Annotated in this window: 14 protein-coding genes and 1 pseudogene; 6 read left to right on the forward strand and 9 right to left on the reverse strand. The window is 61.4% G+C overall.

Features of this window, described 5'->3' with window-relative positions:
• Nucleotides 1–74: 74 nt before the first annotated feature.
• The 5 genes from GWE18_RS16115 to GWE18_RS16135 form a co-directional block, all read right to left on the reverse strand.
• Entirely contained in the window at nt 75–833 is a 759-nt protein-coding gene (locus GWE18_RS16115; protein WP_275186677.1) for a glycosyltransferase family 2 protein, read from the reverse strand.
• Nucleotides 830–1,909, reverse strand: coding sequence for a radical SAM protein (locus tag GWE18_RS16120; protein ID WP_275186678.1), 1,080 nt, complete (start codon nt 1,907–1,909; stop codon nt 830–832). Before GWE18_RS16120 ends, GWE18_RS16115 begins: the two co-directional genes overlap by 4 nt.
• Entirely contained in the window at nt 1,906–3,159 is a 1,254-nt protein-coding gene (locus GWE18_RS16125) for a glycosyltransferase 87 family protein (RefSeq protein WP_275186679.1), read from the reverse strand. Before GWE18_RS16125 ends, GWE18_RS16120 begins: the two co-directional genes overlap by 4 nt.
• A 116-nt stretch (nt 3,160–3,275) precedes the next feature.
• Nucleotides 3,276–3,980 carry a TIGR04282 family arsenosugar biosynthesis glycosyltransferase gene (locus GWE18_RS16130; protein ID WP_275186680.1) on the reverse strand — a complete coding sequence of 235 codons (705 nt, stop codon included), beginning with the start codon at nt 3,978–3,980 and terminating at the stop codon, nt 3,276–3,278.
• Nucleotides 3,977–4,786 carry a nucleoside phosphorylase gene (locus GWE18_RS16135; protein ID WP_275186798.1) on the reverse strand — a complete coding sequence of 270 codons (810 nt, stop codon included), beginning with the start codon at nt 4,784–4,786 and terminating at the stop codon, nt 3,977–3,979. The genes GWE18_RS16130 and GWE18_RS16135 overlap by 4 nt, the downstream gene beginning before the upstream one ends.
• A 316-nt stretch (nt 4,787–5,102) precedes the next feature.
• Here GWE18_RS16135 and GWE18_RS16140 point away from each other — a divergent pair, with 316 nt between their 5' ends.
• Nucleotides 5,103–6,248, forward strand: coding sequence for an acyl-CoA dehydrogenase family protein (locus GWE18_RS16140; RefSeq protein WP_275186681.1), 1,146 nt, complete (start codon nt 5,103–5,105; stop codon nt 6,246–6,248).
• Between the two features lie 82 nt (nt 6,249–6,330).
• On the forward strand, nt 6,331–7,176 hold the full coding sequence (locus tag GWE18_RS16145) for a PhnD/SsuA/transferrin family substrate-binding protein (protein ID WP_275186682.1): 846 nt from the start codon (nt 6,331–6,333) through the stop codon (nt 7,174–7,176).
• 47 nt (nt 7,177–7,223) lie between these two features.
• On the opposite strand, the gene GWE18_RS16150 is transcribed toward GWE18_RS16145, so the two are convergent.
• Nucleotides 7,224–8,150 carry a radical SAM protein gene (locus GWE18_RS16150; RefSeq protein ID WP_275186683.1) on the reverse strand — a complete coding sequence of 309 codons (927 nt, stop codon included), beginning with the start codon at nt 8,148–8,150 and terminating at the stop codon, nt 7,224–7,226.
• A 789-nt stretch (nt 8,151–8,939) separates the two neighbouring features.
• Here GWE18_RS16150 and GWE18_RS16155 point away from each other — a divergent pair.
• From GWE18_RS16155 to GWE18_RS16170, 4 genes and pseudogenes are all read left to right on the forward strand, one after another.
• Nucleotides 8,940–9,200 (forward strand): DUF1127 domain-containing protein, encoded by a 261-nt coding sequence (locus GWE18_RS16155; protein WP_275186684.1) that lies wholly within the window; start codon nt 8,940–8,942, stop codon nt 9,198–9,200.
• A gap of 146 nt (nt 9,201–9,346) precedes the next feature.
• Nucleotides 9,347–10,471 carry a methyltransferase gene (locus GWE18_RS16160; RefSeq protein WP_275186685.1) on the forward strand — a complete coding sequence of 375 codons (1,125 nt, stop codon included), beginning with the start codon at nt 9,347–9,349 and terminating at the stop codon, nt 10,469–10,471.
• Nucleotides 10,472–10,641: 170 nt separating this feature from the next.
• Nucleotides 10,642–11,820 (forward strand): 4-hydroxybenzoate 3-monooxygenase, encoded by a 1,179-nt coding sequence (gene pobA, locus GWE18_RS16165; protein ID WP_275186686.1) that lies wholly within the window; start codon nt 10,642–10,644, stop codon nt 11,818–11,820.
• A 91-nt stretch (nt 11,821–11,911) separates the two neighbouring features.
• A pseudogene (locus GWE18_RS16170) lies at nt 11,912–12,037 on the forward strand (cytochrome c); the annotation flags it as partial.
• Between the two features lie 620 nt (nt 12,038–12,657).
• On the opposite strand, the gene GWE18_RS16175 reads toward GWE18_RS16170, so the two are convergent.
• The 3 genes from GWE18_RS16175 to GWE18_RS16185 form a co-directional block, all read right to left on the reverse strand.
• Entirely contained in the window at nt 12,658–13,098 is a 441-nt protein-coding gene (locus tag GWE18_RS16175; protein WP_342804270.1) for a DUF6647 family protein, read from the reverse strand.
• A gap of 249 nt (nt 13,099–13,347) precedes the next feature.
• Nucleotides 13,348–13,674 (reverse strand): hypothetical protein, encoded by a 327-nt coding sequence (locus tag GWE18_RS16180; RefSeq protein WP_275186688.1) that lies wholly within the window; start codon nt 13,672–13,674, stop codon nt 13,348–13,350.
• Nucleotides 13,675–13,841: 167 nt separating this feature from the next.
• On the reverse strand, nt 13,842–13,997 hold the full coding sequence (locus GWE18_RS16185; protein WP_275186689.1) for a hypothetical protein: 156 nt from the start codon (nt 13,995–13,997) through the stop codon (nt 13,842–13,844).
• Nucleotides 13,998–14,205 lie beyond the last annotated feature (208 nt).

The raw sequence follows: 14,205 nt of genomic DNA on the forward strand, positions 1-14,205 counted from the left end.
CCGATCAGAAGATTTCCGCTGGGCCGTCAGAAGCCGACGTCCCCTTTATGGGTACACGCCCTAGCCACGCCTCTCTACCCCACCCTCTGGTGTCGCAGCTCAAGCGCGAGGCGGACAAATGTCGTCGAAATCGACCAAGCTGCCTTGATGCCGGCAATGAGATTGCCGGAGACCTTCGATACCCCACCGATCCGGCGCCGCTGCCCCACGGCGATCTCGAGTGCCGGCAAGCGGGCGGCCGCAACCCGCATCAGCATTTCCAGGTTCCAGCCATATGTCTCCTCCTTCATACCGAGATGTCTGAGCTCATCCCGCCGGATGGCGCGAAACGGCGACAGGTCGGTGAAGCCTGCGCCATAGACGAGGCGCAGGAGCAGCCTGGCGACATGGGCCGCGAGGAGCTGCTGCGGCGCCAGGCTGCCGGATTCGCGTGAACCGCGAACGCGCGAGCCGATAACGAAGATGGCCTGCCCAGCCACGATCGGCGACACGAGATCAGAGATGCGCTCTGCAGGATCACTGCCGTCGCCGTCGAGAAAGACCAGGATGTCGGCGTCGTCGCGCGCAGCGGCGATGCCTGCCTGGATGGCGCGACCGTAGCCACGTCGCGGCTCGACAATCACGCGAGCTCCGGCGGCCCGTGCCCGCTCGGCCGTGCGGTCCCGCGAACCGCCGTCGACAACGACGACCTCACTCACGTTCTGTGCCAGCACGGCAGCTACGACCTGGCCGATTGCCGTTTCCTCGTCGAGGCATGGAATGATCGCCGAAACGACCGGCGGTTGGCACAACACGGGCCGCTTGCCACCGATCCCGTGGGTCACCTCGATCATAGGCTCCAGCGCAGGCCGCAATTGGCGCAGCACTTAGGCGGCTTGTCCGATAGCAGGGCCGCACGAAACTCCCGATACGCGGACCCGTTCCAGATGTCGTGTAAGGACTGCTGACCTGCATGGCCAAGCGTGTAGTTCTCGTAGCCATGTTGCGAGAATGGCGCGATGCAGCATGGCAAGGCGCGGCCATTGGCCGTGAAATACATCAACGACCACGGCCGCCGGCAGAGCGACCACGGCGAGCCGTCACCACTGCCCTTCAGGCTCAGTCCCGGCTCGGTTGCCGCCCCCGACGCGCTGAAGGTCACGCCGAGGGAATGCGCCAGATCCTCCGCCTCTTTCAAGTAAGCCGCTTCTTCCTGCGTCAGGCGCTCGAACAGGGCCTGATCCGGTCGCGCCATGCCAATGGCGGATTCAGTGAAGAATACGAGCCGCTGCAGATAAACCTCTTTGACACCGATCTCCGCCGCAACTTTCACAAATGCCGGCAGTTGCTCGACAGTCTCTTTCAGGCCGGTGAGCCAAACGGAAACTTGCGGCCTTGCGAACCCCTCCCGCTCCTGTAGCTCGCGAAATGCGCGAACATTGCGGACAATCCGACCGAAATAATCCCTGCCACGAATCGCCTTGAAGCTCTCGCGATTTGACGCGTCGAGCGATACACGCAGCTCATCAAGCCCGGCTTCGATCAGCGCACGGCCGTTGCGCTCACTGAGGACCGTTCCATTGGTGTTGAACAAGACGTAAACGCCGCGCTCTTTCAGGTATTTGACCATTCGCGGCAGGTTCGGGACCAGCATCGGCTCGCCAACGCCGTGCAGAACCACGCGCGCCAGATCGGGAAGCTGATCGATAATCGACGTGAACAAATCCCAGCTCATGTCTGCCGGCGGCTCGAGCTCCTCGTAGGTACGAGGACAGGTGGTGCACAGCAGATTGCAGCGGTTGGTCACTTCCAGATAAGCGCAGACCGGCGGACGCTGGGCGACCTCGGTGCGCTCGCCCGTGACCGTCTCGTGATAGCGGCGCGGATCGAACGGCGCGCCAGTGCCCTGCACTTCGCCGGAAACGTTCATGGCGATGCCCCGGAATCTGCAGTCCGCTGCATGCGGGCCCTCCACGCGGTAAAGGCGCAAGCCAGGAAAAGACCTCCGAACAGAATTGATTTGCTCACAATTCTCGGAATGTAGAAATCCCAATCGAGTTGTTCGGACAGCAACAGCGCTCCGATCGAAACGGCCCAGGTAGGCGCGGATCCACACAGGGCGACAAACGGCATTATAACTAAAAAATGCCAGGGGTAGTTGGGCGACAACAACAGGAGCGTCAGAAGTAACAGCATGTTGATGTCGGCAAGACGGGATGCGATGCTGTGACGAGAGCTGCGGGCCACGGAGAGTCCCTTGAACCAAAGGGCCAGCGCGGCCAGTGCGACGTAGGCGGCAACATCACCTTCATGATAGCCAAACACAACGCGCCAAAGTGACAACAGCCAGAGATCGTTGCCGCCACTGATGCCCTGTTCTGTCAGATAGCCTTTGGTCAGGAATCCGAGAACTCCCGAGCCGACTGACAGGTAGGGAAGATAACAAAGCGCTACGGTAGCGATCACGACGAGCGGCATCTTGACGTCCCAGGGGCGCCAGATCCCGGCCAGCACCGGCGCCGCATAGGGCTTGACCAGCACTGAGAGAGTGATCACCACCGCTCCGCGGAGGGCACGGCCGGTCAGGGCAATCCACAGGCCCAGCAGCATCAGCGCAACCATCAGCGCGTCGACATGGCCGTTGTTGGCAATCTCCCACACAGGCAGCGGATGCCAGAGATAGGCAACTACGCGCGTCACCGGGCGGTCGATACGCCGCAGCAGGACCACGATCAGTATCACTGTGACGGACTCGCACGCCAGCAGCGCGAGACGCATCGTCGTCACGCTCTCGCCGATCCGCGTGACAATGAGGAAGAAGAACTGCGCCACGGGAGGATAGATGGTTACGGCAGTATCAGCCCGGTTGATGTGAGGAAAGACCATCCTGTCGCGCAGAAACGCCAGCGTCTCATCGGCTGGCATGAAGCGATAAGGATTGATGCCTGCGGCCTGAACCCTGCCATCCCAGACGTAGCGATAGACGTCGCTGGACAGAAGTGGATCGAACAGCAGCACATAACCTCTCAGCGCGATCCCAAGTCCAACGATAAGCCATAGTGCACGACCAGATGGCGAGCGCTCCGCCAGACCTGTCGCTACGATCGTCAGCAGACCTGCAAGGATGCTCAGTGCAATGAAGGCATTGTCGCCAACAGCCTCGAAGGCATAAGGAGTCACCAGGGTAAGTCCGCACAAGACAACTCCGATGCCGGCCAACAACAAAAGTGGAGATATCTTGTGGTCGGAACGCACCAGTCGACCGAATTGACTAACGATAGCTCCTGGCAAGGGCCTCATTTGCTTACCTGCGGCGCGTCCTTCAAAAAGGCCCGGCTCGCCGCGGCACATCCGCCGCCGCGAAAGCGGGTCGAATGCCCGGCCAGCTCGTCCCGCAGCCAGCGCAAGCTTTCAATGTCGTCGACATCGTACCATTCCGGTAGCAGGGTCGTAGCAAGCCCGATTTCGGCAGCGCGCTCGCGTGTACTGCGAGCTACGGTTTCTGTTCCCCATGCGATCTGCGTGAACAGGTGCTTGTGCGGGTGCTTCAAGCCGATGAGATAGTAGCCACCGTCGCTTGCTGGCCCAAGCACCATCCGGTCGCCGGACTGGCGCAGGGTTTCAAGAGCCAGTACCAGCAGCCGGGGTGGCAGGGTCGGACTGTCGCCATTGACGAGCAGGACACAGTCATGTCCGGCGTCCAGGAACGCGCGCGTCGCGCCCAGCAACACATGCCCCAAATCGTCGCCAGCCTGTAGCAACAGTCCGAACCCTGCCGGAAGCAGTTGCCGCATGACGTCTTCGGTGCCCGCCGGCGCGTAGACGCCGTAGCCGCGCCTGCCGAGCGCCTCCGGGACCGCCTCGATTGCCGCGGCCACGTCGCGCAGAAAGCAGGTGGACAGCTCGGAAGCGGCAACGTCGCCAATCGCGGTCGCAAGCCGCGTCTTTGAGCGGCCGGGCAGCGGCGCCTTGCATACAATCCCGATCGCCGCGACGCTCATGGCAGCCGTGACCGCAGGCGATCAGCGGCGATCGCTATCAACTGCAGCGCGTCATGGCTGCCGTCTGCTTCGCCCTTTTCAAAATCCCTGTCGACGCGCCCCATTTGATTTGTCACATGTGCAAAGCACAGGACGGGCTTTTGCCTGACTTGTGCGAACGCATAGAGCGCGGCTGCTTCCATTTCGACTGCCATCAGATTCCTTTTGACCATGGCGTCGATCGCCGGCTGGGTCTCGCGGAACGGCGCGTCGGTTGTCCAGGTCGCGCCTGTGAGCACCGGCACGGGAAATCCACCAAATGCGCCGTCGAGCGCCGCGATCAATCCGGCATCCGCATCCGAATAGTCGGACGGCGCCATGTAGTGATAGCTGGTGCCTTCGTCGCGCAGCGCGCGTTCGATGATGATGAAATAAGGTGGCGGGCGCATCGGCACGATCTGCCCGGAGGACGTGACGCTGATCAGGAGCTTGCAGCCCGATGCGAACAATTCCTCGGCGATCAGCACCGCGTACGAGGCGCCGACGGCGCAGCCGACAATTCCGAACTCAATCCCGTCGCGACTGAAGCTGTAGAGCTGCGTGTGATAGCAGGCCCATCCCGCTTCAAGCCGGGCCTCGCCACGGGCGAGCAGGCTGCGCACGATGTCGCCGTCCGGATCGAGGATGCAGATGTTCGGGATGCCGGCGTCCGTAATGCGCTTTTGCCTGCGCGCTTCGCGCAGCAGATTTTCCGGCGTGAAGGCGGACGGCTGCGCATAGTGCTTTTGCGCGAGGATGGGCGGGACCCCGCCCTCATTGACTGCCATCACCAGACAAGCCTCGTCACCCGGTTGCCGGTCATTGGTAGCGTTCTCTCCGACAACGGGCAAGCTCTCCGCGACAGCGGGCAAGCGCCGCCAAGGTTTCGGCGACGTCAAAAAAAGATTTCAGGTGGTGTAACAAGATGGCCTTGAAGAACGTAATAACCGCGGCTCGTACTCGCTGCGGGCATGGCGAGGGCTTGCCATGCCGCAAGCCCGTCGTGTTGATCCGACGGTGCGCGTGGCGTAGCATCGGTCGCAAAGGTAGCGGATGCGATATTTTCGAACTTTGGTACGCAACACCTAAGCATCGAGGGTCGCCATGAATCACGAGACCGCAGTTTCGAATGCCAAAGAAATCGCCGATCGCATTCTCGCACCGGCGGCCAGGCAAAACGACAAGGAAGCTCGATTTTCGTCCGAAGCAATTGCGGCGCTCGGTTCGGCCGGATTGCTGGGGGTGATGCTGCCCGCCGAGGTCGGCGGCTCGGCCCTGGGACCGCGGACGTTCGCTGCCGTCGTTGCGACGCTCGCAGAAGCGGACGCGTCCGCCGCGATGGTTTATTTGATGCACATGAGCGCCACCGCAACGATTGCGGCGGCCCGTCCGGGTGCCACGGTTGCGCAGACGCTAAAGGATATTTCAGCCGGAAAACACCTGACTACCCTGGCATTCAGCGAAGCCGGATCGCGCAGCCACTTCTGGGCGCCCGTTTCGCGAGCGAAGCGCAACGCCGCCAACGTGCACCTCACGGCCAAGAAATCCTGGGTGACAGGCGCCGGTCACGCGCAAAGCTACGTCGTCTCGGCGCTCGCTCCTGAAGGCAAGGGCCCGACGGATTCGACCATTTATCTTGTCGCCAGTGACACGCCCGGACTGTCGGTCGCCGGCCCGTGGGATGGTCTCGGGATGCGCGCCAACGCTTCCGCGCCGATGATCCTGGATGATTGCAAGATTGGACCCGATCTCCAGCTGACCGACGACGGCGCCGGGTTCAAGGCAATGCTGGAAGTGGTGCTTCCGCTATTCAACCTCGGAACATCGGCGGTCGCGCTTGGTCTTTGCCGGGCTGCGGTGTCGGGGACGGCAGCGCATCTCAACGGCGCTCGCTTCGAGCATTTGGGCCAGACGCTCGGCGAGAGCCTGCCGACGCTTCGCGCACAGCTTGCAACGATGCAGATCGACACCGATGGGCTTGCAGCGCGCATCGACGATCTCGTTGATCATCTCGAGCGCCCCCGAGACACCACTATGCTGCGCGTGCTGGAGAGCAAGGCGGCGGCGGGTGATGTTGCCATCGCCGTCACCTCGGCGGCGATGCGGGCGTGCGGAGGCGCTGCGTTTTCCAAGCATCTGGCCATCGAGCGATTGTTCCGCGATGCACATGCAGGCGCCGTGATGGCGCCGACGGGCGATGTGCTGCGCGATTTCATCGGCAAAGCCGTTTTGGGAATACCGCTGTTCTGAGCGCGAGAACTCTGCGCGGCTTGGCGGCGCTTGGATGGCGACAGACGCATTTCAATCTGGGCTTGAGAAGCGGGGTGCAATCATGAGCCAGACGATCTGGGTAGGTGCCGTTGCATATGATGCGAAGGTGGTCGGTATCTGGGAGGGCATGCGGCGCTACTTCCATGAAGAAGCGCATCTGCCCGTCGAGGTGGTGCTGTTTCAGAGCTACGAGGCGCAGGTCGCTGCCCTCCTGGCCTCGCCGGGCGAACGGCTGCCGCGCATCGACATCGGATGGAATACCAACCTCGCCTATATCCAGGCCGATGCCTGGAGCGACCATTGCTGCCGACCGATCGCGATGCGCGATACGGATGTGGGCTGGATGACCAAGATCGTCGCGGTAACCGGGGGGCCGGTCGCTACGCTTGCCGATCTCAAGAGCCGCACCCTCGCTCTCGGCAGCCGCGACAGCGGCCATGCGGCAATCCTCCCGGTTTATTTTCTGCACCGCGAGGGACTGGTTGAGGGGAAGGACTACCAAACGCTGCGCTTCAACACCGACCTTGGCAAGCACGGTGATACGGGTACAAGCGAGTCCGATGTCGTTCGCGCGGTTCTCGACGGCCGCGCCGATGCCGGCGCAATCGGCAGCCCATTCTGGAACGCGGTGCGTACCGAACGTCTGGTGCCGCAAGGTGCGCTGACCGAGATCTGGACCTCGCAGCCCTATAACCACTGCATGTTCACTGCTCGGTCCGATCTGGACCCCGCGTTGGAGCAGCAGTTTGCCAAAGCATTATTTGGGATGAGCTACGATAACCCGGCCCATCGTCCGGTGCTCGAAGCGGAAGGGTTGCGCCAATGGATAGCACCGCAGCTTGATGCGTATGCGCAGTTGCGGGAAGCGTCGACGCAGCAAGGTTTCCTGACGCGGCCTGTGGCCTAGCAGCCGAGCCAAAGCCCCGATCCGGCGTTGAGCGCGCAGCGCCTTTGTCAGGCGCAATTGAAAATCATCGCCAACCTGCGCTGATGCTCGGATTCACGATCGAAGGCGCGGCGCACGGCTGCGAACGATTCGGCGAGCGGAAAGATTTCACGGCTGACCAGCAGGTCGTTATCCTCGGCTCCAACGGGATGCCAAAACACGCCCTCCGCCGTAATCGTCATCTCGGGAACCAGATCCGCCCTTGCCAAAGCGATGCCCTGCGTGGCGGAGCCTCGCAGCGCAATCCGCCTGATCACCCGGTTCTCCTCGCTAATATGATGAGCGTCAAGGAAGCTGCGGAACTCATCGGCCTCTGCGTCAGTCGACACTGTAGCCGCCAAACGCACGCGGAATCCTTCAGCGCGGGCCCGTTCGATTCCCTTCCAGGCGCGTGCCCATGTCCCCTTTCCACGATGGCTGTCGTGGCGCTCCGGCGTGGGACTATCGAGGCTAATCTGGAAGGTTACGCGCTCGCGCGGCAACGAGCGCAGCGTTGCAAGCCGGCTCCCGGCAAACAGCATGCCGTTGGTAAGAACTGTCGTCGGCGCCGCCGCAGCGCACGCGGCAAGGATCTCGCCAATATTCGGCAGCATGAATGGCTCGCCGCCGGTCACAAAGATTTCACCTACGCCGAGTTCCGCTGCCTCGGTAGCGATCTGTCGCACCCGCTCGATACCGAGAGCCCGCCGCGGAGCCTTGGGTGACGAGCGTACGCAACAATAGTCGCAGCTCAGGTTGCAGTCGAAGTTGGTGTAAAGCCACAGCCGAGAGCCGACAAGCCGATCTTCTCCGACGTTCTCGGGAGCCTCTCCGTACCGGAGCACCCAACGGGTGCGACCATTTTCGACTGCTGTGTCGACCAAACTGTTGCGGGTGAAACGACACCATGCCTCGAGCTCGGGGCCGATGCTTGGATCGCCGCTGATCACGGCCACCAGATCGCCTTTACGGCTTCGGCGGAGCGCAGCTATCAAATCCGGCAAGAGGCCCGACGCAAACGTCTTGGTGCCGGCGTCGAGCTCAAGGTTCGCATTCGGTCTCATGAAGAAACCCATGGTCCTAGAGACGTTCCGCGCGGACCGCACCAGTTTCGCACCAGAAACGATCTGACCAGAACGCAACGAACAGGATCAATCTCCGCCGAAAATGCGGGAAAATCAACGATCGCGTGCGATATCCCGTCGCTCATAACGGTCTGGCTGCAGGTTCGGGTCCTGCCGGGCCACCAGTAAATCAACGGCTTAGTTGTGTTACTTCATTACTCCGTTGAGCCACCGCACGAGAAACGCCCTGCTTCGTCGCTCATTGCCGTAGTCCGGTGTCCCGCACTCTCTCTTTGATCGTAGACTTGGCGGCAATGTCGCACAAAGCGGCGTGACCAACGTCGCCAGAGGCGCCGACACGCACCCGAATTGGACTGATTGATTATCCGCAAATTGGACCTTCCGTCATACCGCTTCGCCTTCTAGTGTCGGACCGTTGAAAAGGTCGACGGGACGATGCAGGGCGGGTGCGTTCCATCTCGCATCCGCACGCACTTTCCAAATCGCAGATCAATCATCACCGCAATTCGCAAGCGGACTTCCGCCGGCCTGCAAAATCGCGAACTCACAACTTGGAGACACGAGCGCGTGAGTTGTGAAGCAATTCACGGCCGCGGGTCGCTGCTCGACCTAATCAAGCCGCCGCAAGCAGACCTATCGAAATCGAACAGGAGGTTTCACATGAAGCATCCGATGATTTTTGCAATCGCAGGCGTCAATTCGCTCACGAGTCGGAAAGCAGCCGCGGCGTCCAGCCATTACGACGGCGCCGAGACATGTCGACCTGGATGGGGAACACGGTTCTTTAGCTGGTGCGTCCAGTGTTCGGAGCGGTCACGGCAGCGGCAAGCCCTGGCGGAGCTCGATGACCACCATCTCAAGGACATCGGCAAGACGCGGCCAGAGGCCATGGCCGAAGCAACCAAGCCGTTCTGGAAATGACGCCATTCATCGCGGACTTGCTGCCGCCGATGTCCATCCCTCGAGCGGAAATTCGCGTCTATCACTCGTCGAGAGTGCGACTACGTGGATTTGTGCCGAAGACCACCGCGCGGCTTAAGAGCTGCGAATTAACCGAGGAGAGCACTATGCCCAACCATCAGCGCGCCGCTGCGCACAGGACAACGCTTGCCCGCCAGCCCGGTTCGATCTCGGGCGAGACAAGGCTGCGCGCGGCCGATCAACCGATCGTCACCACGCAGGAGCCTCCTTCCGCCGTCCCGCTAATGGCACTTTCGACCGGCTTCTGGGCTTTCAAGACCCTGGCCGCAGCACACGAGGAGGGCCTGTTCAGTCACCTTGCAGGCGGCGCCGGCACCACGGTTGCGGAGCTGGCGGAAGCGCTCGGTCTGCACCCACGCCCGGCCGAGATGCTGTTGACCGGCTGCGCTGCACTCGGGCTTCTGGAGAAAACGGACGGCCGTTATCGCAATACGCCCTTAAGCGAAGCCTATCTCGTGCGAGGGAAGCCGTATTACTTCGGTGGCTTCGTGCAGATGGCCGACAAGCGGCTCTACGCGGGCTGGGGCAAGCTTACCGAAGCGCTGCGCACGAACCGGCCAACCACGTGGGACCCGGCAGTGCAATCCTCGATTTTCGACGGCGAGGATCCGACGATGCTGGCACTCTTCTGGGAGGCGATGCATTCGGTCTCCACGATGACCGCGCGCAAGCTCGGCGAAGCCGTGGATCTCAGTCATTTCCGCCGCCTTCTGGACATTGGCGGCGGTTCGGGCGCGTACGACATCGAGCTTTGCAAACTGTATGGGGAGCTGCGCGCGACCGTATTTGATCTGCCGCATGTGGCCGCGATCGCCGCGGGAAAAATTACCGAGGCCGGCTTGACCGACCGCATCGAGACCGCCGGCGGCAACTTCTTCGAACAGCTTCCCGAGGATCACGACGTGCATCTCCTGTCGATGATCCTGCACGATTGGGATGAGGCGAAGAACCGCGCCCTGCTGCGCCGGTCCTTCGAGGCTTTGCCGAGCGGCGGCGCAGTCGTCATCAGCGAGCTTCTCGTCAATGACGAAAAGACCGGGCCGGCGCCGGCCGCGCTGATGAGCCTCAACATGCTGATCGAGACGGAAGGACGAAACTACACGCCGGCCGAATATTCGGCGTGGCTCGAGGAAGCCGGCTTCCGGCACATCGAGACGGTCTGGTTCGACGCACCCGCCGCGAACGGCGCCGTGATCGGCCGCAAGCCGTAGGGCGTAAAGATGTTCGTTTGCTCCCAAGTCCTCGTCGCTTCTGCCCAAGAGTTCCCACGCGGCCTCCACCTATCGTTCGAACCGCGGAGTTGGGCACGTGGCATCAGCCCTGTCTCCGCGCCCCTTTCGGCGTCAGCCGATTGTGAACTCAAGGGAGGCCTCATGCGGCGATGACGCGAACGCAGGTTGCCATCATCGGCGGCGGTCCCGCCGGTCTACTGCTCTCCCACATGCTCGCCCGCAACGGCGTCGACAGCATCGTGCTGGAGCGGCAGAGCCGCGGCCATGTGCTCGAGCGCATCCGCGCCGGAGTGCTGGAAGCGGGAACGATCGAACTCTTGCGCGAGGTCGGCCTCGGCGCGCGCATGGATCGGGAGGGACGTGTCCATGACGGCTCGGGCATCGCGTGGGAAGGCAAGCCGCACTTCTTCATCGACACCCGCAAGTTCACCGGCCGACCGATGATGTGCTATGGCCAGACCGCGATCACCGAGGATCTCTATGCCGCGCGCGACGCGGCTGGCGGGGTCGTGATCGATGACGCGGCAAACGTCGCGCTGCACGAGCTGACGTCGGACCGCCCGCACGTGACCTACGAAAAGGACGGGCAGACCCGCCGGATCGATTGCGACTATGTCGCTGGCTGCGACGGCCACCATGGCGTGAGCCGGCAATCGATCCCGGCGTCGGCGCTGCGCACGTTCGAGCGCGGCTATCCGTTTGGCTGGCTCGGCATCATGTCGGAGACGCCGCCCTATCCGGAGATCTGCTATTGCTATCATTCGCGCGGCTTCGCGCTCGCCTCGCAGCGCAGCCCGATGCTGAGCCGCTACTACATCCAGTGCGATCTCGACGCCCGCATCGAGGACTGGCCGGACGACCGCTTCTGGGAGGAATTGAAGGCGCGCTGCCCGAAGGACATGGCCGACAGCATCGTGACCGGTCCCTCGATCGAGAAATCGATCGCGCCGCTACGGAGCTTTGTCGCCGAGCCGATGCGCTATGGTCGCCTGTTTCTGGCGGGCGACGCAGCGCACATTGTCCCTCCCACAGGAGCGAAAGGTCTCAACCTCGCGGTCTCCGACGTGTTCTACCTCTCGCGCGCGTTGACCGAGGCCTTGAAGGCCGGCCGCACCCACTATCTCGACGGCTATTCCGATATGGCGCTGCGCCGGGTGTGGAGCGCCGAGCGCATGTCGTGGTGGCTGACCACGTTGATCCACCAGTTCCCTAATGAAGCGCCGTTCGACCGGCGCATGCGCGAGAACCAGTTCGATTACCTTCTTGTGTCGGAGCGTGCGCAGGCATCGCTCGCCGAGCAGTATGTCGGCCTGCCATTTGAGAGCTGATGCCGCGAGCGCTACGCTTCGCTGCCGCAATCGCTCGCAGCGCCTTATCGGCAGCGAGGCCCGCACGAACTCTGGAATCGAAGGACACGGCTTTCTCCAAAGTTTGAACCCGGTCAGCAACCAGATTCCCGGTCCGTTCAAACCCGGGGAGAAGGTTTCGACCTTCATGTTCCGGATTGTGCCACCGGGCGAAACCGCCGCGGCCGCGGCCAAGTAGTCTGGGTCTGATCCAAACAATACTCCGCATTTGTTTAGCGTAAGCGGACGTCGCGGGTTCGTGCGCCAATTTCTGAGAATGACGCCGCACCGGTTTCGCACCAGAAACAACCTCATCAGAACGCAACGAACGCGATCGAGATCGAACAAAAACGCGGCAAAATCAACGAAGCTGATCGATATTCTGCCGCTCATAACGGTCTGGTTGCAGGTTCGAGTCCTGCCGGGCCCACCAGCCTTCGCTCGCTGCGCCAGCTTCGGCTCGGCAAGCCCTTTCGTAGCGAAGGCTGCCACGCCAAAGCCCTTCGGGCGAAGGCGGGCCGCACTGCCACCGCCTCCAACTAAAATATCGAAAACAACCCCATGCAAAGTAACATGGTGGCCGCCGGCATGGATGCTTTGAGCGAACTCCGCGAAAACATTTTGACACGTCGGGCAAATCAGGGGCACTATTAGATCATTGCGCCATTTGTAAAACGCCCCTGGCTCTGCCCGACAAAGGGCCTGTTCGGCGCGATTGCAGGCAAAATCCGGACAATCGAAGTTGCACCGGCTCGCGCGCGGTCGATCACTCAATTCACCCTGCCGAAATCGTTGAGAACCAGCTCTTGTCGTAAGTAACTATGATCCGTCACGACAAGTGCTCACCAAGTAGATGGCGAGCTCGTTTGTCTTGATCAGATCATAAGGATCGTCCACCCCTTGTTCGCGCAGCCATTTGATTTGTAGGTCGTAGGCCTGGCGCTCAAGCGCGGCGAGACAAGGCAACTCTATCTTGTTGAACCGCTGCACATGATGCACCAATTCATGCAACAGGGCGCTCTTCTGCCTGAGATCATTGGGTCGCCACTCCTGCGGTAGGTAAATTGAGCCCTCGTTGCGATTGTAGAGCGCCTGCAACTCCAACCCGCTATTTTCGGGCGAGCCATGTCGCATTGCCACTTCCGCCGGTGTCACGAAGTGGATCGGCGGATGATCGGGAGCCGACAAACCGGTCTGGGCAACGATCCATGCGATGTAGATCGCGATCAGGCTATCCAAGGAAACGACCTCCTGCAGCAAGACCGCAGCGCGGCCTGCTGGTGACAGGCATTTCCCGAGTTTCGGAATCCTGGCTAGATTGGCGCGGAGCGGATTGCTCGGAAGGCGCGATCAAGTGTTCGTATTGACGCAGGATTCGACCCGCCTGAAGGCGCCGTGAGCTGTGCAGCGCCGACGTGATAAAAGCGAAGAAGCTTCGCCTTTCCTTTTCGACGTGAAACGAAGCGAGAGGCGGCAGTACGGCCGAAGGGTGCGAAGTGTTTTTCATTATTAGGACACCACGGTAGATTGATGATTTAATGCGTTGTCAGCACAATATCTGGAACCAACGGCCTCGACGGCTGACCGCGCGATGGCGGAAGTTGCAGGGGCATAATCCAGGATTGGCAGGCGCTTCAGCGTGATCGGTTGCCAGAAAAAGCGGCACGCTTCAGCATGCGCTTCAAGCACGTCGATGCCGACATCGCGTAGAAAATCAGATCTGTCCCTGATATCCTCGCGCAGCTTTGACCGGAAGCAGGCGCGCTCCCACCATGTCAAAGGCAGGCCCGCAATGGCATGATCGGCGTGACCAAGTTTATTTCTGTAAGTTTGCAAGAAAACCTCCTGAGGCAGCCGCGATGATTTTTTTTGAAAAGAAGGCGCTTAAAGATTCACTGCTCAATATCGATTGCCGTTCCGGGTGTAAGTATTAAGAAGAAAAGCAACGCCCGCGTCTCGGAGGCGCTAGATCGTGCGATCAATCGCCACTGGAAATACGAACGTCATATCGTCTCTCGATGTATCTCGGCGACGTCGATGCTCGCGCTTTTGGTTGAGCGTACGTCCGCCGCAGCCATCGGCGCGGAAAAGAAGGTGAGCTTCACCCCGACCCCGACCAGGATAAGTGTGGCGACCGCGACAACGGGATGTGCGCGCATGACGGTTCCTTCGGTTGCACGTGCCTAGGATTGGCGATGCTTGATGTTATGCAATCCACCGCAGCCGCCGCATCATCGGAACCAATGAGGCTGGTACTGCTGTTGTGTGCTGCCTTCCGATCGTCTGCCCGGGCCCGTCGGCCCCAGGCCAGATCGCAATTGCGCCGGTCCCGTCGCCCATAGGACGCGGTGCCGACCAAGAGACAGG

It is taken from the genome of Bradyrhizobium sp. CSA112 (assembly GCF_029051645.1).
Lineage (GTDB): Bacteria > Pseudomonadota > Alphaproteobacteria > Rhizobiales > Xanthobacteraceae > Bradyrhizobium.

Bases quoted from the DNA above. Each gene is read 5' to 3' on its own strand.
- GWE18_RS16115 (WP_275186677.1), bottom strand. From the start codon at position 833: ATGATCGAGGTGACCCACGGGATCGGTGGCAAGCGGCCCGTGTTGTGC.
- GWE18_RS16120 (WP_275186678.1), bottom strand. From the start codon at position 1,909: ATGAACGTTTCCGGCGAAGTGCAGGGCACTGGCGCGCCGTTCGATCCG.
- GWE18_RS16130 (WP_275186680.1), bottom strand. From the start codon at position 3,980: ATGAGCGTCGCGGCGATCGGGATTGTATGCAAGGCGCCGCTGCCCGGC.
- GWE18_RS16135 (WP_275186798.1), bottom strand. From the start codon at position 4,786: ATGGCAGTCAATGAGGGCGGGGTCCCGCCCATCCTCGCGCAAAAGCAC.
- GWE18_RS16140 (WP_275186681.1), top strand. From the start codon at position 5,103: ATGAATCACGAGACCGCAGTTTCGAATGCCAAAGAAATCGCCGATCGC.
- GWE18_RS16145 (WP_275186682.1), top strand. From the start codon at position 6,331: ATGAGCCAGACGATCTGGGTAGGTGCCGTTGCATATGATGCGAAGGTG.
- GWE18_RS16155 (WP_275186684.1), top strand. From the start codon at position 8,940: ATGAAGCATCCGATGATTTTTGCAATCGCAGGCGTCAATTCGCTCACG.
- GWE18_RS16160 (WP_275186685.1), top strand. From the start codon at position 9,347: ATGCCCAACCATCAGCGCGCCGCTGCGCACAGGACAACGCTTGCCCGC.
- pobA (WP_275186686.1), top strand. From the start codon at position 10,642: ATGACGCGAACGCAGGTTGCCATCATCGGCGGCGGTCCCGCCGGTCTA.
- GWE18_RS16185 (WP_275186689.1), bottom strand. From the start codon at position 13,997: ATGCGCGCACATCCCGTTGTCGCGGTCGCCACACTTATCCTGGTCGGG.